Genomic DNA, 17,553 nt, shown 5'->3' with positions numbered 1-17,553 from the left:
ACTTTTAAAAATAAAATTAACAAAAGGCGGCTTATTGCGCAGCGCATTCTTAAGCGTAAATACAAACAGATAGCCCATTATGCAGCTCATTAAAAAAACTGCAACCTCCCTTAAAACTATAGATTGAAAAGGGCTGTTGGTATCGCCATCCTTTAATAAAAGTGTAACAACTATATCTATTGCCGTCCAAAAAAAAGCAATGTACAATATTGTTCGCAACCGGTATTTGCCCACCCCGGAAAATATTGAATAAGATGAAGTGTCCAGTTTCATATCCGGTTTTTCAGGTACTGGTAAATATTTTGCTGGGCATTTATGGTGTGCCCGTTATGATTTTCTAATGGTGCATGGTGGCTGTCCGGTAAAAGCTGAACAGCTTTATTATTATCGCTCCACTGAATTTCAAAATAATCCAGCAATTCTTTTTTACATGCATTATCTTTTACCTGTGCACATACTTCTATGCGGTGATGTAAATTCCTTGTCATTAAATCAGATGATCCCATAAATACCGTGCTGTCTTCATCTACGCCAAAAATAAATAATCTTGTATGTTCTAAAAAACGATCAACCAAACGGCGTACGGCTATATTTTCGCTCATGCCTTCAATACCCGGCACAATACAGCAAACACTTCTTACAATAAGTTCTACTTTTACGCCTGCACTGCTTGCTTTGTATAATAAACTGATGATGTAAGGTTCTTCCAAATTGTTTACTTTTATCCTTATTCTTGCAGGCTCTCCATTCTTTGCTTTCTTTATTTCTTTACCAATATTTTTTTTCAGTTCATCAATCAAATTAAATTGCGATACCAGTAATTCATTAAATTTAATTTCTGCATCCCCAATTTCGGGGTGGCCTTTTTGTAAAAAATCAAATAGCAACATCAGGTCATTAATGATGGCCGTGTCAGCTGTCATCAAAACATGGTCGGTATAAAACTGTGCAGTTACTTCATTGAAATTTCCTGTACTCAAAATAGAATAAGCCGTATGGCTGCTGGCTGTTTTTTTCTTTACCAGCGCCGTTTTAGAATGCACTTTTATTTGCGGCATACTGTACACTAATTTTATTCCAGCTTCCTTCATCACCCTGCTCCATTTAATATTATTGGCTTCATCAAACCTTGCCTTTAGTTCTATAAAAACAATTACATTTTTTCCGTTTTTTGCTGCACTGATCAATGCATTTACAATATGCGATTCTGCTGCTAGCCTGTACAGTGTTATATAAATATCTGTTACATCACTGTCAACCGCTGCCTGGTTAAAAAAAGATAACACAGGGTTGTAAGACTGATAAGGCAGGTGCAGCAACAGATCCTGCTTATCTAATAAATTAAAAATATCGCCGCTGTCTATAATATGCGCTGCAGAAAGTGGCCTGAATTTCTCCGTTTGCAAATTTTTATTAAATACCGGAAAAGAAGATAAATCACTCAGGTGATGGTACCTGCCGCCTGCAAACATATCTTCGTACTTTACTGAAAATGCTGAGGCCAAAAATAATTGCAGGTTTCGTGGCATGCCCTGCTCGTATAAAAATCGGGAAGGCAATCCGATATCCCGTTTCTTTAATTGCTTTTCAATTTTATTCAGCAGGTTACCGCTGTATTCATCAGTAAGATTTAATTCGGCGTTACGGTTAAATTTAATGCTGTACACACTCAGTATTTCTAATTTTGGAAAAAGGTACTGCAGGTTTTCCCTTATAATATCATCAATAAAAATTACGTATTCTTCTCCATCTATTGGTGTTAAAGGAAAAAATCTTTTTAATTTATTAGAAGGGATATTTACAATCGCATGTGTTAGTGTGCCCTGGTTAAGCTCTTTTAATGTTACCGCAAAATAAAGCTGGTTATTCTCCGGCATAAAATCCTTGTTATTTTTTCCGTCCAAAATAATAGGTTGTATAAAAGCCAGTACACTGCTTAAGAAAATTTCTTTTATCTCCCGGATATGCTCTCTCCGTATTTCATCTTTGTAATAAAAATTAATACCATTCTTTTTTAACTCAGGAATTATTTCCTGTGTAAGAATATTACCGAATAAATCAAGTTGCTGGTTAACTTCGTTTTGAATTTTTTCAGCAATATCATCCGTTATTTCTATGCTGGCTTTTATCCTTGTTTTTGCGGTAAGTTTTGACAATGCAATTACTGACGGGTATCTTACCCTGAAAAATTCGTCTAAGTTGCTGGAGAAGATAGAAAGAAATTTCATCCTTTCGTATAAAGCAAGATGCTTATCAGATGATTCCTCTAAAACCCTTAAATTAAATCCTAACCAGCTTAAATCCCTGTTGTGTAACATAAAAATAAATTTTAAAATGGTGATCCCGTTGCAGGAGTTACTGTACCTGTAGTGGTAGAATGAAAAAAGAAAACAGCTACTGCAAAAGCTATGACCGATACAATTATACCTACCATAAAAATATTATAAGCCAGCCGCAGCAATTTATATTTTCGGCCCAGCACTGTACCTAATGTGTAAATATCTTTTATAAGCGATCCGTATAAATAATCGGTATCCCTCATCATTTCTCTCATGGCACCATTGTATTCTTCGTAAGTTGCTTTATGAAAATTACCAAAGAATAAAAGGTTGGCTTTTTTATCTGCCACATCCTGGCTGCTAAAAGTTCCACCACTTACTTTAGGCCTTGTGGCAATTATAGAAATAACAATTGTGGTTACTGCTACCAGCAAAAATATTATTGTAGGAATGGTTAAATAAGGCACTTCTTCCAGCTTGCGAAGCAACACACTTAAAATAACAGAAATAATAATTGCATTTACCGAAATGAGAATATTGGCTTTGCTATCGGCCATATCGCTAAGGCGTAAATGATTTTCTGAAGTAAGGCGAAGCATGGTTTGAATACCTTTTGACATTAAACCGGTTTTATCTTTTGCCAGATCATTAAGGCTTAATGCTTCTTCTTCTGCTTTATCATTTTCTTCTGATTTGCGTTTAATTTTTTTCATATTTTTTTCTTTTTTCTCCTGTAAGGTATCTTTACAGTACTTGGTAAAAAATTCATGATTTTCCAGTAAGTCTATAGTTTTTACCGCCCATTCTTTTTCGCTCATCACTGTACCCCTGTAATTAAATTCTTCCCACACTTTTTTGTTGGTGTCTTTAAATTCTTTAGTGCCAAAATGGTAGGTATCCGCATCGCAAATAATTTGTTTAAGCAGGGTATCATGCTGGAGTGGCGGACGTGTAGCCAGTATGCATTCTTCTATCATTTGCAAAAGCGTTTCATCCTCCGAAAAGTTTTTCATAAACTCCTTCATCAGCTCCACACTTTTTTCTTCGTGATGCTCTGCATCGGTAAACATGTAGCCGGTATCATGAAACCATGCGGCCACATACACCACCAGCATATCGTTTTCGCTCAGGTAATAATGCCCTGCTATTTCCTTGGTTCTTTCCACCACCGATTTTGTATGATCGAGGTTGTGAAAAACCAATGCGGGGTTTTTATTATTATTAAACAGTTCTGTTACGTACTGCTCTGTTTTTTTATATAAATTATTTGACTGCATATTTAATTCTTTAAAAAACAAGTTTAAATTTTGTACCCAGCGAAAAATTAAACAGTTTATCCTCAGGAGAAAATCCTATTGTTGCAGAAACCATTAATAAATTATAAGGCACATAATATAATCCGCCGCCATAAGCACCATGCCATTTTTTAGATGTCTCCCCTCTTTGCCAAACTTTTCCTAAATCATAAAAACTCATTACACCAACATTACCCGGTAACAGATAAGATTGTGATGTGAATAATTTAATTCTCAACTCTGCACTGGCATATGCCAGCGACGAACCTGAAAATCTATTTTTACGATACCCTCTTAAAAAATTATTTGCCCCGATATTAAGTGCCTGAAAATATTCATAATTTTTACTAAAAATATGGCCGCCGCCAAAACGTAATACAGCACCCACACTGCTGGGGTCTTTTATGCTGGCATAAATTGTCATATCCGATGTTAATTTGGTAAGTGCATGTGTATTAGAATTAAAGCCTCGTAATGCTGTAAATTCCGTAAACCATGTTATGCCACGTGAAGGAAATAATTCGTTATTTATGTAAGTAATATCCATTTTAGCTTTGCCCCCTAAAAATTGTTTTATTCCGTAAATACTTGCCGAATCGCTGCCGATTACTGCAGGGTTACCCAGTATGCGTTTATCATTATCTTTATAATTGCTCCAGTAATGATAATAACTTGGCCCGGCAGAAAATTGGAAAATATCGTTTAATCTTTTTCTTAGTAAAACATCAGTTTCAAAATATTTGTACCTCACCCTGTAAAATTGTAAAGCTTTAGTTTTATCATAAACCGTTTCATTTCCAAAACCAAAAAAATTATTGAGTGTAGGATTTACCAATTGGGCATGTACTACCACATCTTCTTTAGATATTACTTTATTAAAAACCCCTTCGTATTTAAATTGATAAGCACCTTCCCGTGGTGCATACAGCGTAACCAGGCGTTGATCGGTGGCATAGGGATCTCTTCTAAAACCATAAGTACGGCGTGAAAAACCAATACCCACTAATAGCCTGTCTTCTTCATTAAAGCCCAGATTTATTTGTGGAAATCTTACACGGGTATATTGAAAGCCGGTGCCTTTATATTCATTTACAGATGGGTTGGAATGAAATTCTTTGTTGGTTCTTTTTAAATTGGTACTAACATTTTTTTCTGTTGACAGGTCGTAAACAAAATTGTGTATGTTCCCCTTTAAATCAAATGTATCATTGCCTTTACCACCTATAATACGAAGCAGTATTTTTGATTTTACATCGGCATCAATTTCAAATTTATCGTTGCCGTTTAATCCATACAACCTTAATTCTCTGGTTACTTTACTGCTAAAAACCCTTTTATACATTACCGAAGCGGTATCCGATTCTTCATTACTTTTATATACGGTCAGCAGCACATCATCTCCCTGTTTTTTCAGATGAAAATATTCTGCCTTATTGCTGCCGGTAACAGAAACTTCTTTAGAAAGAAATTTATAATACTTCATCGCATTTTTTAATAAAATATTTCTGCGGCTTTTAAGTTTATCACTTACATTTTTTGCATCAAGTGCTGCTACAGGTGCAGGAAATTTTGCTGTTGCATTTTCAATTACTTTATCTGTAAGTTTAGCAGTAAAAGCAGCTGTAATTCTTTGCCAGGCCGTATCTTCCAGGTTGTTTAAAAATGTACGGTCAAAGTCTTTTGCTACAAAATTTAATCCGTTAATATCCCTGATATTTTTTTTAAACCCCTGCAAAAAAGGCATTTGTTTTTTTGATAAAAATTTCAGCAGCAGCCCATCCGAATTAAAAAATGCCTGGTCCCTGTCTTTAGGTATAGGATAATATAATTTTCCTTTTCCCGTATCAGCGGTACCCCATTTCCATTGGTCGGCATGGCGGTCAAAATCTCCAATCAGCATATCCAGCAAGCGGGCAGTAAGCACTTTTTCCTGGTCAACATGGTGGTCGTTATCTTCCAGCATTTTATTTAAAACTTTTCCGGTACTTTTTGTATCTGTAAAATCACGGCGGGGGTCACGGTCTTCCAGTATAACCACGGTGTTTTTAAATAATTGCCTGTAAATACCAAACGCCCTGTCGTCGGGTACAAAAAAGAATTCAGGATCGGGGGTAATAACGCCAACAGCTCTTGCTAAATCTGGTACTACCAATGGTGCGTAAGGGCTGCTTGCCGATATCATATCCTGAACTATTCTTTGGGCTACAGTACCCCGTAAGTTAGTAGGTAATGCTTTTTCAGGATCTTTATCAACAGTTCTTAAAGTCCATTCATGCCCGTCTTTATCTGTAAGCCTTAATGATTTAGTTTGCTTGCCACCGCCTAAACTTTTAATAGTAAATCCACCTTTTTCTTTTTTGATATTAAATTCTTTAATAGTTACAGGTGTTGCCCATACTTTACGGTAATTCTGTCCTAAAAAAGTTTTTCTAAATCCAAATTTATCTTTGTATTTATCGCTGGCAGAAATTACCACACTGTCTTTAAATTTATATTCAGCATAACGTGTGGTATCAGCTTTTTGCACAGGTATTTTTGAAAAATCAAGGATTTGTGCTGTAAATTCTTTTTTTACTGAATCCCCCTCCACTGTATAAGCAGTTGCCTGCACATTTTTATTTTTTGAAATTTCTAAATTAAAAAAACCTGCCATTGGCGAAGCAAACAAACTGTTTTTTCCTTTAGATACCCGTGAGTTTTTACTACCGCTGCCGCTAACAATATAATTATAGCCACTGTCCTGTATCATTTGTAAAGAGTGATCGTGACCCGAAGTAAAAATTACATTAGGATGGCCTTTTACTACAGCTTCAATATCATTAATCATTGCCTGGTACAGTGGATGCTTTAAATCTTGTGCAGTACCAAATACTGCACGTGTTAGCGGATAGGCTGAGCCTATAACAGGTAAAGGAATATAAAGATTAGGGATAGCATCTGTAAAGGGAAAAATATGTTGCTTAAAAGTAAAATAGCCTCCATGCACACTGTAACTTTTAAGGGGATGATGCATGGCAAGTATCACCAGCTTTTGCGAATTTTTAGAAAGTATGTCATCCAACTGTACCAATACTTCCGCCTTGGTTTTGTAAGGGCAATCCGATTCTATACCGGGCTTTTCATTTTCATGCAGCCACCACTGGCTGTCCATCATTACCAGTGTAATATCATCAGTAATTTTTACATCTACCGGTCCCGGGCAACCATCCCGTGGAAACATAGTTACATTAGCATTACTTAAAAAATCAATATAATTCTGTACCCTTAAAATAGATTCGTAACCATTGGATCCGCCATTGGCCCAATCATGATTACCAGGAACAAAATATACTTTTGCTTTACTCGCTCCTGCAATTTGTATTTGAGAATCGAGCGGCGCTTTTGCAATATCGTAGGTTGGTAAACTGTTATCTGGTAATCCAGTCTTATATAAATTATCTCCTAAAAAAATAATAGTTGTTTTTGCATCAATAGGAATATGATTTTTTACTGCTGCAACAACCGGGTGCCTGCCATTGGTAAGCTGGCCGGCATCGCCAATTAATATAATTCTTGCCTGCAAACTATCCTGTGCAAAAGCAAATGCATTTATAATAAACAAACAGTAAAAAAATATTCCTGATTTCTTCATAACCCCTTCTTTTTATTTTTAATAATCAAAATAGTAGCTAAACCTGTTTCATGCGATTCGTTTGAAATAATCATATCGCCTGTTGGGGTAAATGTAATTCCTTCGGGTTGTTTATACACTGCAGGATCAAGCGGATAAGCCTCTTTAAATTTTCCCTGCCTGTCTGTAACAATTAATAAATTATTTATAGAAGCTAAAATATACAGTTCGTCAGTTACCGGGTTTATTGCTGTTGCAGAAGGACGCAGTTTTATTTTTTTTATACCTAATTTTTCTAACCCCGGTTTTACATCAATTGTAAATATGCCGGGTGTGTACTGCTGTGCAGCAATATTATAACCCCACGCTACTGCTTCATCCTTTACCGCATCTTCGCAATTTTTACACAGCAATACCAGTTGCTGCAAACTATCATCATAATACAATGATTCAAATTCATTTACCTTTTTACTTGCATCCGGAAATTTAGATTTAGTGGTAGTAATACTGTCGCCTGTATCAAAATGCAGCGCTTCAATATCTCCATTGCTTATTAAAACATAAAAAACACTGTCTTTTAAAACAACGTCTTCAAAGTCGTGCTTTTTATCAAACCGCCATTTTTTTATTTCGTCTTTTTTTGTAAGACTTATTTTAAAAAAAAGTCCATCCTCATCTACAATTGCAAAAACAGAAGTATCTTTTGGATAATAAACAATTCCTGAAATTTCGGCTAAAGCATCAGGCAATTTTATTATTACCGGATTAAGAAGATCGTACCTGGAAGAATTGGATAATGGCAGTTTGTTTTTATTGGTGTTACAGGATAAAGTGAAACAACAAAATATAAAAGCACAGGTAATTTGCCGGCATAGTATCATATATTAAAAATTACATGGCATATAAGCCAAAGCGTATGCCAAAGCAAACAATTGATAAAAGGCGGCTAAAACTTCATCCATTTGCAAACAGCGATGCAGGAATTAATAATTAGAAAAGTGTTAGATTATACTCATGTTGTGAAAAAGTGGGGAATATTTTTCACACTTTTAAGTTACAAATTGGGGAATTGAAAAAAATTAGATTTTATTAATATCCACTACTAATGTAGAAAAAGATTGATACTACAATAAAAAACTACCGTTATAAAAAACGGTAGTTTAAAAAATGATTCGTAAAATATTATTTTGCAGCAAGCCCGTTGGCTCCTGCCGGCAAACCTGTTACGGTTTGCACAGCTGATAAGCCTCCATTATTTGCCACAGCATAAACGCCAACAGTATGACTGCCCGAGTTTAAAATGTATAAATATTTAGAGTTATTGCTTAATGCAGCATCAATTGGGCCCATACCTGTTGTGGCTGAAATTGCAGTATTAACACTGATGCTTCCTGTTCCTGTATTTATATTAAATGTAGAAAGATTATTGCTGGCTGTGTTTGTAGTATAAGCATATTTACCATTGTTTGTTATTACCACCCAGCATGCAGCACTTTGATTAGCACCTACAGGACCGGCAGCTAAAGTAATTGTTCCATTATTATTTATATGGTAAGATGAAAGTGTACTTGCACCAGCTGCTCCACCAACTGCTTCGGAAACAAAAATATTACCGTTATTACCCACAGCAAAACCAAACGGAGTAGGATTAGCAGAAGTAATGGAATGCATAGAACCCGGCATACCTGATTCGCTTATGGTATAAGTAATAATTTTATTAGTAGCTTTTTCTGTAATGGCTACCACTTTACCTTCGTTTACAAATGAAATTTGTGCAGCACCAGAAGCTGTTGAGCTTAATGGCCTTGTTGAATTGGCAATTGCAGTTAATTTATTATTCTCTCCTAATTTAAATCCTGAAATATTACCCATACCGCCTGCATTAAGTACATACACAATATCATCATGCTGTGTAATGCTTACCGGCCTCATCCCGCCAGAGCTAACGGTTGATTTTAGCTGCAAACCATTACCGGTTATTTTAAAAGATGAGACACTGTTACTGCCGGGGTTTACCGCTAACAATACGTTATCATCTTCGCCTTCTGATAAAATTACTGCACCCTGGTTGCCCAAGCCGCCGCCTGTGCCTGTGCCGCCAGTTGGATAAGCTGCATTAAAAGTTAAAGTACCATTTGAAGCTCTGTTATAATCCATTACAGCATTGCCTGCAGTTTGATTACTTAAAGTGTACACATGTTTACCTCCGCCTTCCGATTCTTCTTCATTATTGTTACGGTTGGACGCAGAAACTGGTTCTTCTTGTAATGCCGGGTTTTCTGATAAAAGTTTACTTTCTTTTTGACAGGCAGTTAATGAAAAAACTGTTACTGCAAATGCTGCAATTTTTTTTAAATGTTTCATAATTGTTGATTTTTGTTTGATTAAAAATGAGGTGCATATTTTAACAGAATACGTATGGCAATTAGCAGGAAATGAGATATCGACAGAACAATTGCAATTTTTTTGCAATAGAATATACCTTCGGTAATAAACCGAAAAAAAATAATTACTAAGAAAAAGAGTTGATGATTAAGCTGAATAATAATTACTGTAACACTGCAGATCCAAATAGAACAGAAAATTGTTTACACCAAATTAATACACGGTTGTTAGCAGTATAATTATAAGATGCATCCAATGGATAATAAAAATTACCCGATACTGCTTTTAAAAGACCAACTTCCTGGTAAGGGCTGCCACTACTATTCGGCGAAAGCCATATCCTTAAATCGGGGCCATTGTCGGTTTTAAAATTTTCGAAAACTAAATAAATTTTGTTGGCAGCATCTTTTGTAACTTTTACACTGCCGCTGCTGGCATGTACCCCGGAAGTAAAACTGCCTGTTGCAACAGTAGTTCCTGTAACAGGTAAAATATCATTTGCAGCCACGGGGGTATTATCTTTTTTACAGGAAGAAAATAATAAAATAACTGCTGATAAAAAGCTGAATAGTTTTGTCATTGTAAAATTTTAAGTTAAAGTATTTTTACAAGCTGTGTGTCATAGTTACACAATTTGGGGCAGTTTAGTTTTCTTAAATATATTTTTTTAAAAGAATCATTCCATTTACTTTTATACTCAACAACTATTACTCTTCTTTTTGCCAGAGATAAAATCATATACTGAAACCGAACTGACTGAAGCATTAAAAAAGCGTGATAACAACGCCTACAATTACCTGTATCACAACTATAAAGGCGCATTGTTCACTGTTATTCTTCAGATAATTACCGACAGGGAGATTGCTGAAGATGTGCTGCAGGAAGCTTTTGTTACAGCATGGAAAAATATTGAGAAATACGATGCTGCAAAAGGGCGTTTGTTCACCTGGCTTTTTAATGTTACCCGTAATTGTGCTATAAATACTATCCGGAGTAAAAATTATAAGGCACAGCAAAAAAACGATTCACTTGACAATTACGTTACTTATGTGGATGAAAAAGACAGTACTGTTTTAAACATTAACCAGATAGGTTTACGAAAACAGGTACACAGTTTACGGGAAGATTATAAAAATGTTGTAGAACTTTCTTATTTCAATGGCTTTACCCATGAAGAAATTTCTAAAATTTTAAATGTGCCCGTTGGCACAGTAAAAACAAGATTAAGAAATGCGTTGATAGAATTACGCAAACAATTTGTATAATGGATATTAATAATTATATATCATCAGGTGTAATTGAAATGTATGTGATGGGCATTTGTTCACCCGAAGAAAAAGCGGAGATGGAATCGCTGCGCCCTCAATATCCTGAATTAAATAAGGCAGTACTACAATTTGAAACAGAGCTGGAAAATAATTTATTACAAAATGCCACTAACCCGGGAGCAGTTGCCGATGATAAAATTTTACAATCCTTAAGAGCATTGCAAACACCGGTTATTGATATCAATACCAATCAAACTGTAATAAAAAAAATAAGCTGGTTAAAACCTGCTGCTGCGGCAGCCATCCTGCTTTTTATTGCCAGCAGCATTTTTAATTACAGTTTGTATAAAAAAACTAAAGCGCAGGAACTGGCTTTATCCGAAATAAAAAATATTACCACTCTGCCAGAAACAGATTATGCAATCTTAAAAAATCCTGCCATTACACCTGTAGCCATGTATGGCGTAGCACCGCATAACATTTGCCGCTGTACCATGTTTTGGGATAAAAAAACTGGCAAGGCATACATTATGATCCATCATTTAGTGCCTTCATCTCCCGAAAGAAAATACCAGCTTTGGGCAATGGTAAATGATAAACCTGTAAGTGTTGGTATGGTTAATGATGAGATAAGGGGCCGCTTTATTGAAATACAAAATGTACCTGAAGGTGCTACGGCTTTTAAAGTTACTTTAGAAAATGCAGCCGGCGCCAATACACCCACCGAAGAGCAGACTTACCTGTATGGCAAAATATAATTCGCCAAAAAAAAATTTATGTTTTTTTTAATCGGCCTTTTGAGAAGTAAAAGCCGGTAAACAAATAATAAGCCATTTTTAAGGCACAGCATTTGTATTAGCCGATAGCATGATAAAGAATTTTTTAAGCGCCGTACTATTTTTTGTACTATTTATTTCCTGCAACTCAAACGGTTCTGCTAACTCCACAAAGGAGGAAGAAGAAACTCAAAAAGATGAGAAAAAAATTACTAAAAGAGATTTTAGTATTACTCCGTCTAATGCATACAACAACCTTTTTTTTGACAGTGCTGTATTGGTAAAGTTTTTTACCGATAATAAAATTGAAAATAAGATCATTAGGCGGATGACCAGTTTTTACAATGCCCGAAATTATCAGCTGGCATGGTTTACCAATGATGGCCTTACCGAGCAGGCCCGTGGTTTTTGGAACATGCATAATTATCAAACAACTTATGCTAACGACTCTGCACTAAAAGATAAAAGCCTGCAAACTAAAATGGATGGCTTTACTGCAGAAGAAGATGGCTTTACAGTTTCTCCATCCGATAAAAATATTATTAACACAGAGCTTAAGCTTACGCAGCATTTTATTTTATACACATTAAATAATATAGAAGATGGTTTTGTAAAGCGTAAAGAAATGGAACGTTTTATACCGAGGAAAAAAGAAGACGCACTGTTACTGGCAGATTCGCTGCTGTCGAAAAAACATAAAGACAATAAATATTATGAAGATGTAAATAATACTTATAAATTATTAAAAGAAAAATTAGAAAAATATTATGCCATTGCTAAACAGGGTGGGTGGCCGCAAATAACTGCTACTGCAAAGCAACTTAAAAAAGGTATTTCATCACCTGAAATTGTTATTCTAAAAAAACGATTAGAGTTTACCAGCGATATGGCTGCAGATACAACACCCATTTTTAATGAGACTTTGGAATCAGGCATTAAAAATTTTCAAATAAGATTTGGTTATACCCCAACAGGAATACTCACTGATGGACAAATAAAAGATATGAACGTGCCGGTTGTAAACCGCATACAGCAGTTGCTTATAAACATGGGCCGCATGCAATGGATGATTAACGAACCGAAAGGCCAAATGATTGTGGTTAATATTCCTGAATTTATTTTGCATGTAAAAGATGGTGCAAAAAAAGTTTTTGATATGAATGTAGTTGTAGGAAAAGAAGGACACAACACCATGATGTTTACCGGTAATCTTAACCAGGTTGTTTTTAGCCCTTACTGGAATTTACCAGAAAGTATTGTAAAAAAAGAAATTCTGCCGGCAATGGAACGCAACCCTAATTACCTGGCATCGCACCACATGGAAATTACAGGTAATGAAGGCGGCTTACCGGTGATTAGGCAATTACCCGGTGATGATAATTCTTTAGGCAAAGTAAAATTTTTGTTCCCCAACAGTTTTAATATTTATTTTCATGATACGCCTGCAAAAAGTTTATTTGATAAAGATAAACGGGCTTACAGCCATGGTTGTATAAGATTGAGCGACCCTGAAAAAATGGCGAATTATGTTTTAAAGGATAACACCGAATGGAGCCCTGAAAGTATAAATAGCGCAATGAACAGCCAGGAAGAAAAATACGTGAAATTAAAAAATCCCATCCCCGTATTAATTACTTATTACACTGCCTGGGTAGATGAAAATAATTTGCTGCATTTTGCAGATGATATTTACGGGCATGATAAAGCTGTGATTGAAAAAATGTTTACCGTTAAATAATTTTGCAGCAATTTAAATGTACTTAAAATTTCAAGTTGCATCTTGTTTTTGCAACCTGTATTAAATTTACTTATTTTGATACATTTTTAGCTCTAGCAAAATTAAATCCCGTTTTTTACAAATGTTTATTTTATATTCATAAAAATTATTTTGCTATATACGCTTCACAGGCGCTCAAAAAAATCATATGAAATATCCATTCTTTTACTTTATTTTTTTAACTTTTTTTCCTGCACTTTCAAAAAGCCAAAATCATCAGCTCATAAAAAAATGGGAAACAGATTCTATATTTAAAGTACCGGAATCTGTTTTATTTAATAAAGCAGCCAATGTTTTGTACGTAACCAATATAGATGGAAAAGAACCGTGGGGTGCTGATGGTATGGGATCTGTTGGAAAAATGGGTACTGATGGAAAAAACATTACTGTTGACTGGGTATCCGGCTTACAGGCGCCAAAAGGAATGGGACTGTACAAAGAAAAATTATATGTGGCCGATCTTAAAGAAATTGTGGTGATAAATACTGAATTGGGTGTTATTGAAAACAGGATTGCTGTTGCTGGTGCAGAAGGACTAAATGATATATCTATAGACAGTAAAGGAACTATTTATGTTTCTGATTCGAAAGCAAAAAAAGTGTATAGAATTTATGAAGGTAAAGCCGAAATTATATTAGATAGCCTTAAAGGGCCGAACGGAGTATTGGCACATGACAAAAATTTTTATGTACTGGATGCAGGAGTATTATATAAAATGAATGCCGACAAAACACTTTCGATGATTGCCGATGGCATGGAAGGCGGTACTGATGGTGTAGAAGTAATAAATGGAAATGATTTTATTGTATCTACCTGGGGTGGCGTAGTGTATTACATAAACGCCAATGGTACAAAACAAACGCTTATGGACGGACGCTCTATAAAAATGAATTCGGCAGATATAGGTTTCGATGCAAAAACTAAGACTGTTTTTATCCCCACCTTTTGGCGCAATTCCGTTGCAGCTTACGAAGTAAAATAATTCTTTGGCAATTTGTCCTCCAGATAAATATCTGGAGGACAAATTGCATTATAATTTTTATTATAATCGTTGGCAAACCTAAAAAATATTTTCTTAAAAGAATCATAGCAATTAGATATATCTTTTTAAAAAAATCAATACTTACACCAATAAAATTTTCTTTCCCGTTCTTGCGGCCTCATAAATACCTTCCAGTACTTTCATATCTTTCCTCCCCTCTTCACCACTTATATGAGCGGGCAGTTGGTTGTTGGCCAATATTACTTTTGCAATTTCATCGCATTGAACAGCCTGTTGGTTAGTAACAGGAAAATTTAATTCCCCATCGCTGGTTCTTCCCCTAAAAGGACCGTAACTTATTGCCGGGCTCAATTCAAAAAAACCATTTTCTGCTGATGCAAAAAATCTGTCAATACTGCAATTGTATGTACTCGTAGAAGTTCCAACAGCTCCACTTGGAAAAACTAATTGCCAGGTGATAGACTCTTCTACTTCTGCAAATAATTTTTTATTGGTTACCGGGCCAAATTGTGCCGTTATCGAAATCGGTTCTTCCCCTAAAACATAACGGTTACTTTGCACACAATACACACCAAGGTTCATTAAAGGGCCGCCGCCTGCTAATGCTTTATTCAAACGCCATTCTTTGGGGTCGCCGCTTTTATAACCCAGCGATGCTTCAATTAAACGTACCTGTCCAAAAACTTTTTCCTGTCCCAATCTTTTAATTTCCATGTTGTAGGGTTCGTAATGCAAACGGTAACCAACGGCCAACTGTACACCGGCATTTTTACAGGCAGCAATCATTTCTTTACAATCACTTTCGGTAATGGCCATAGGCTTTTCTACAATAACATGTTTACCTGCTTTTGCTGCTTTTATTGCAAATTCTTTATGCATGGCATTAGGCAATACCACATACACCAGATCAATGTCTTTATTATTAATTATTTCATCAAAATTTTTATAGTTGTAAATATTTTTATCGGGGATAGTATATTTCTTTTTCCATTCAACAGCTTTAGATGGTGTACCGGTTACAATGCCAGCCAGTTTACAATACTGCGTCTCCTGTAAGCCTTCTGCCAAATTACCTGCATAACGACCGAGGCCGCATAAGGCAAAGTTTAATTTTTTACCATCATACAATTTTGTGTTGACTGTAAAAGAAGGTAGTGTTGCAGCTACAGTTGCTGCTCCTGCAGCAATACCTAAATTTTGTAAAAAGGAACGACGGGTTAAATTTTTCATGAAGTATAATTTTGTGTGACTGCTGAAAATTAAAAGGAATATAATTATCTCTAAGGTATCAGCACAAATGTATAAAACATATTTAACCGTGTATACTGATTTTTATGAATGGTAATATTAAGGGAGTTATTTTTAATGCTGCCTTAATCGTGTTTTTAAAAGCCATAATTTTGTTTTATACCGAAATTATTTTTGATACTGATTTATACATGCAAAAATTGCAGCCTGAATGGATTATATAAAAGAGTATAAAAGTTTTATCAGCAGCCATTACTTAAGCGACGGTGTACGCATTACTGCCGGCATTGTATTACCTGCGCTAATTCTCAATTATTTTAATTTACTTTCTGTTGGTGTTGTTGTTTCTCTTGGCGCCATGAGCGTGAGCATAACTGATACACCCGGCCCTATACAACATCGTAAAAATGGTATGCTGGCCTGCATCATTATTAATACACTAATGGCAATATTTACCGGCCTTGCAGCGCCGTATCATTTACTGCTTGGCATATTAATACTACTGGCCTGTTTTTTATTTTCTATGATTGCAGTATATGGCACAAGAGCTAACTCAGTTGGAGTTTCTGCTTTGCTGATAATGGTACTTAATATTAACGATCATCTTACACCTGGCGCTGTAATTATAAATGCAGCATACATACTTGCAGGTGCAGTTTGGTACATGCTCCTGAGTATGTTGCTGTACAATTTCCGGCCTTACAAACTGGCACAACAGGCATTAGGCGATTGTATTATGGCCACTGCAGATTATCTGCGGGTGAGAGCTTCTTTTTATAAAAAAGATGTTGATTATGATAAAACGTATAAGCAAATGATGGAGCAGCAAATTGTGCTGCATACCGAGCAAAATCTTGTAAGAGAATTACTTTTTAAAAGCCGTGCCATTACAAAAGAATTTACCGTTACCGGCAGAACTTTACTGCTGATGTTTACAGATATTGTTGACCTGTTTGAAAGAACAATGACTTCTTATCATGATTATAAAGCACTGCATGATATATTTAAAGATGATGATATACTGGAACAGTATCGCCAGCTTATACTGGAGCTGGCTGCTGAACTGGATGAAATTGGGATTGCCGTAAAAAGTGGAAATGTATCTGAAGAAACCGGGATACTTGCAACACATATCAACAACACAAAAAATTATTTTAATACTTACCGGGATAACAAACGCACTGCCGAAAATGTAGATGGCTTCATCAGTATGAGGCACATACTTAACAGCATCAGCGATATTGCTGGCCGCATTCATACATTGCATTTATACACAGCTTACGATAAAGAATTAACAAAAAAAATGACAAGCACCGGTGACTATGATAAATTTATTACGCACCAGCAAATTGACTGGAAACTTTTTCAGGATAACCTTTCTTTTGCCTCCAACAATTTCAGGCATGCAGTAAGAATAAGTTTAGCTACACTGTTAGGTTTTATTATTGCACAATTTTTATCATTTGGCCACAGCTACTGGATATTACTTACGATAATTGTAATTTTAAAACCCACTTACAGTCTTACCAAAAAAAGAAATTACGAAAGGCTTATTGGAACCATAATTGGTGCAGCAATTGGTATGCTGATTATTTATTTTATTAAAGATAACCAGGTAATTTTTATTATTATGCTGGCATTGATGATTGGTACTTACAGTTTAATGAGAACAAACTATATGATCAGTGTAATTTTTATGACACCCTATATTATTTTACTCTTTCATTTTCTCAGCAATGCAAGTTTTCAAACAATTATTGTGGACAGGGTAACCGATACAGCTATAGGATCTGGTATTGCTTTTTTAGCCAATCTTATTTTATTACCTGCATGGGAGCAGTCACAAATCGGCAATTACATGCTGGAGGCAGTAAGAAGTAACAAAAATTATTTTACAGCAATCGCAGGTGCT

Annotated in this window: 13 protein-coding genes; 5 read left to right on the top strand and 8 right to left on the bottom strand. The window is 35.5% G+C overall.

Going from position 1 to position 17,553, the window contains the following annotated elements:
• The 7 genes from ACY65O_RS05900 to ACY65O_RS05870 all read right to left on the bottom strand — a co-directional run.
• The coding region (locus ACY65O_RS05900; protein ID WP_462219924.1) for a hypothetical protein at nt 1-273 on the bottom strand (273 nt) is incomplete at its 3' end.
• Complete coding sequence (ppk1, locus tag ACY65O_RS05895; RefSeq protein ID WP_462219923.1) at nt 270-2,318, bottom strand: polyphosphate kinase 1; 2,049 nt, start codon at nt 2,316-2,318, stop codon at nt 270-272. The genes ppk1 and ACY65O_RS05900, both read right to left, overlap by 4 nt.
• Before the next feature lie 11 nt (nt 2,319-2,329).
• Nucleotides 2,330-3,556 (bottom strand): Pycsar system effector family protein, encoded by a 1,227-nt coding sequence (locus ACY65O_RS05890; protein WP_462219922.1) that lies wholly within the window; start codon nt 3,554-3,556, stop codon nt 2,330-2,332.
• A 10-nt stretch (nt 3,557-3,566) separates the two neighbouring features.
• Nucleotides 3,567-7,205 carry a metallophosphoesterase family protein gene (locus tag ACY65O_RS05885; RefSeq protein WP_462219921.1) on the bottom strand — a complete coding sequence of 1,213 codons (3,639 nt, stop codon included), beginning with the start codon at nt 7,203-7,205 and terminating at the stop codon, nt 3,567-3,569.
• A complete protein-coding gene (locus ACY65O_RS05880; protein WP_462219920.1) occupies nt 7,202-8,065 on the bottom strand; it encodes a hypothetical protein in 864 nt (287 codons plus the stop codon). The genes ACY65O_RS05885 and ACY65O_RS05880 overlap by 4 nt, the downstream gene beginning before the upstream one ends.
• A gap of 301 nt (nt 8,066-8,366) precedes the next feature.
• The gene (locus tag ACY65O_RS05875; protein WP_462219919.1) at nt 8,367-9,548 is read right to left on the bottom strand and encodes a lactonase family protein; all 1,182 of its coding nucleotides are present in this window, start codon (nt 9,546-9,548) and stop codon (nt 8,367-8,369) included.
• A 184-nt stretch (nt 9,549-9,732) separates the two neighbouring features.
• Nucleotides 9,733-10,149 carry a DM13 domain-containing protein gene (locus tag ACY65O_RS05870; protein WP_462219918.1) on the bottom strand — a complete coding sequence of 139 codons (417 nt, stop codon included), beginning with the start codon at nt 10,147-10,149 and terminating at the stop codon, nt 9,733-9,735.
• 139 nt (nt 10,150-10,288) lie between these two features.
• Here ACY65O_RS05870 and ACY65O_RS05865 point away from each other — a divergent pair, with 139 nt between their 5' ends.
• From ACY65O_RS05865 to ACY65O_RS05850, 4 genes are all read left to right on the top strand, one after another.
• On the top strand, nt 10,289-10,834 hold the full coding sequence (locus ACY65O_RS05865; protein WP_462219917.1) for an RNA polymerase sigma factor: 546 nt from the start codon (nt 10,289-10,291) through the stop codon (nt 10,832-10,834).
• Complete coding sequence (locus ACY65O_RS05860; protein WP_462219916.1) at nt 10,834-11,595, top strand: anti-sigma factor domain-containing protein; 762 nt, start codon at nt 10,834-10,836, stop codon at nt 11,593-11,595. Before ACY65O_RS05865 ends, ACY65O_RS05860 begins: the two co-directional genes overlap by 1 nt.
• A 109-nt stretch (nt 11,596-11,704) precedes the next feature.
• Nucleotides 11,705-13,351, top strand: coding sequence for a L,D-transpeptidase family protein (locus tag ACY65O_RS05855; protein ID WP_462219915.1), 1,647 nt, complete (start codon nt 11,705-11,707; stop codon nt 13,349-13,351).
• 187 nt (nt 13,352-13,538) lie between these two features.
• Nucleotides 13,539-14,372 (top strand): SMP-30/gluconolactonase/LRE family protein, encoded by an 834-nt coding sequence (locus ACY65O_RS05850; protein WP_462219914.1) that lies wholly within the window; start codon nt 13,539-13,541, stop codon nt 14,370-14,372.
• 141 nt (nt 14,373-14,513) lie between these two features.
• Here the strand turns inward: ACY65O_RS05850 and ACY65O_RS05845 are convergent, their stop codons facing one another.
• Nucleotides 14,514-15,623 carry a Gfo/Idh/MocA family protein gene (locus ACY65O_RS05845; protein WP_462219913.1) on the bottom strand — a complete coding sequence of 370 codons (1,110 nt, stop codon included), beginning with the start codon at nt 15,621-15,623 and terminating at the stop codon, nt 14,514-14,516.
• Between the two features lie 229 nt (nt 15,624-15,852).
• Here ACY65O_RS05845 and ACY65O_RS05840 point away from each other — a divergent pair.
• Nucleotides 15,853-17,553, top strand: a 1,701-nt coding sequence (locus tag ACY65O_RS05840) for an FUSC family protein (protein WP_462219912.1), incomplete at its 3' end; no start/stop codon positions are given.

This window comes from Ferruginibacter sp. (genome assembly GCF_031430955.1).
Classification (GTDB): Bacteria; Bacteroidota; Bacteroidia; order Chitinophagales; family Chitinophagaceae; genus Ferruginibacter.
Note: the sequence above shows the minus strand (reverse complement) of the source record. Positions and strands in the feature narration are given on the sequence as shown.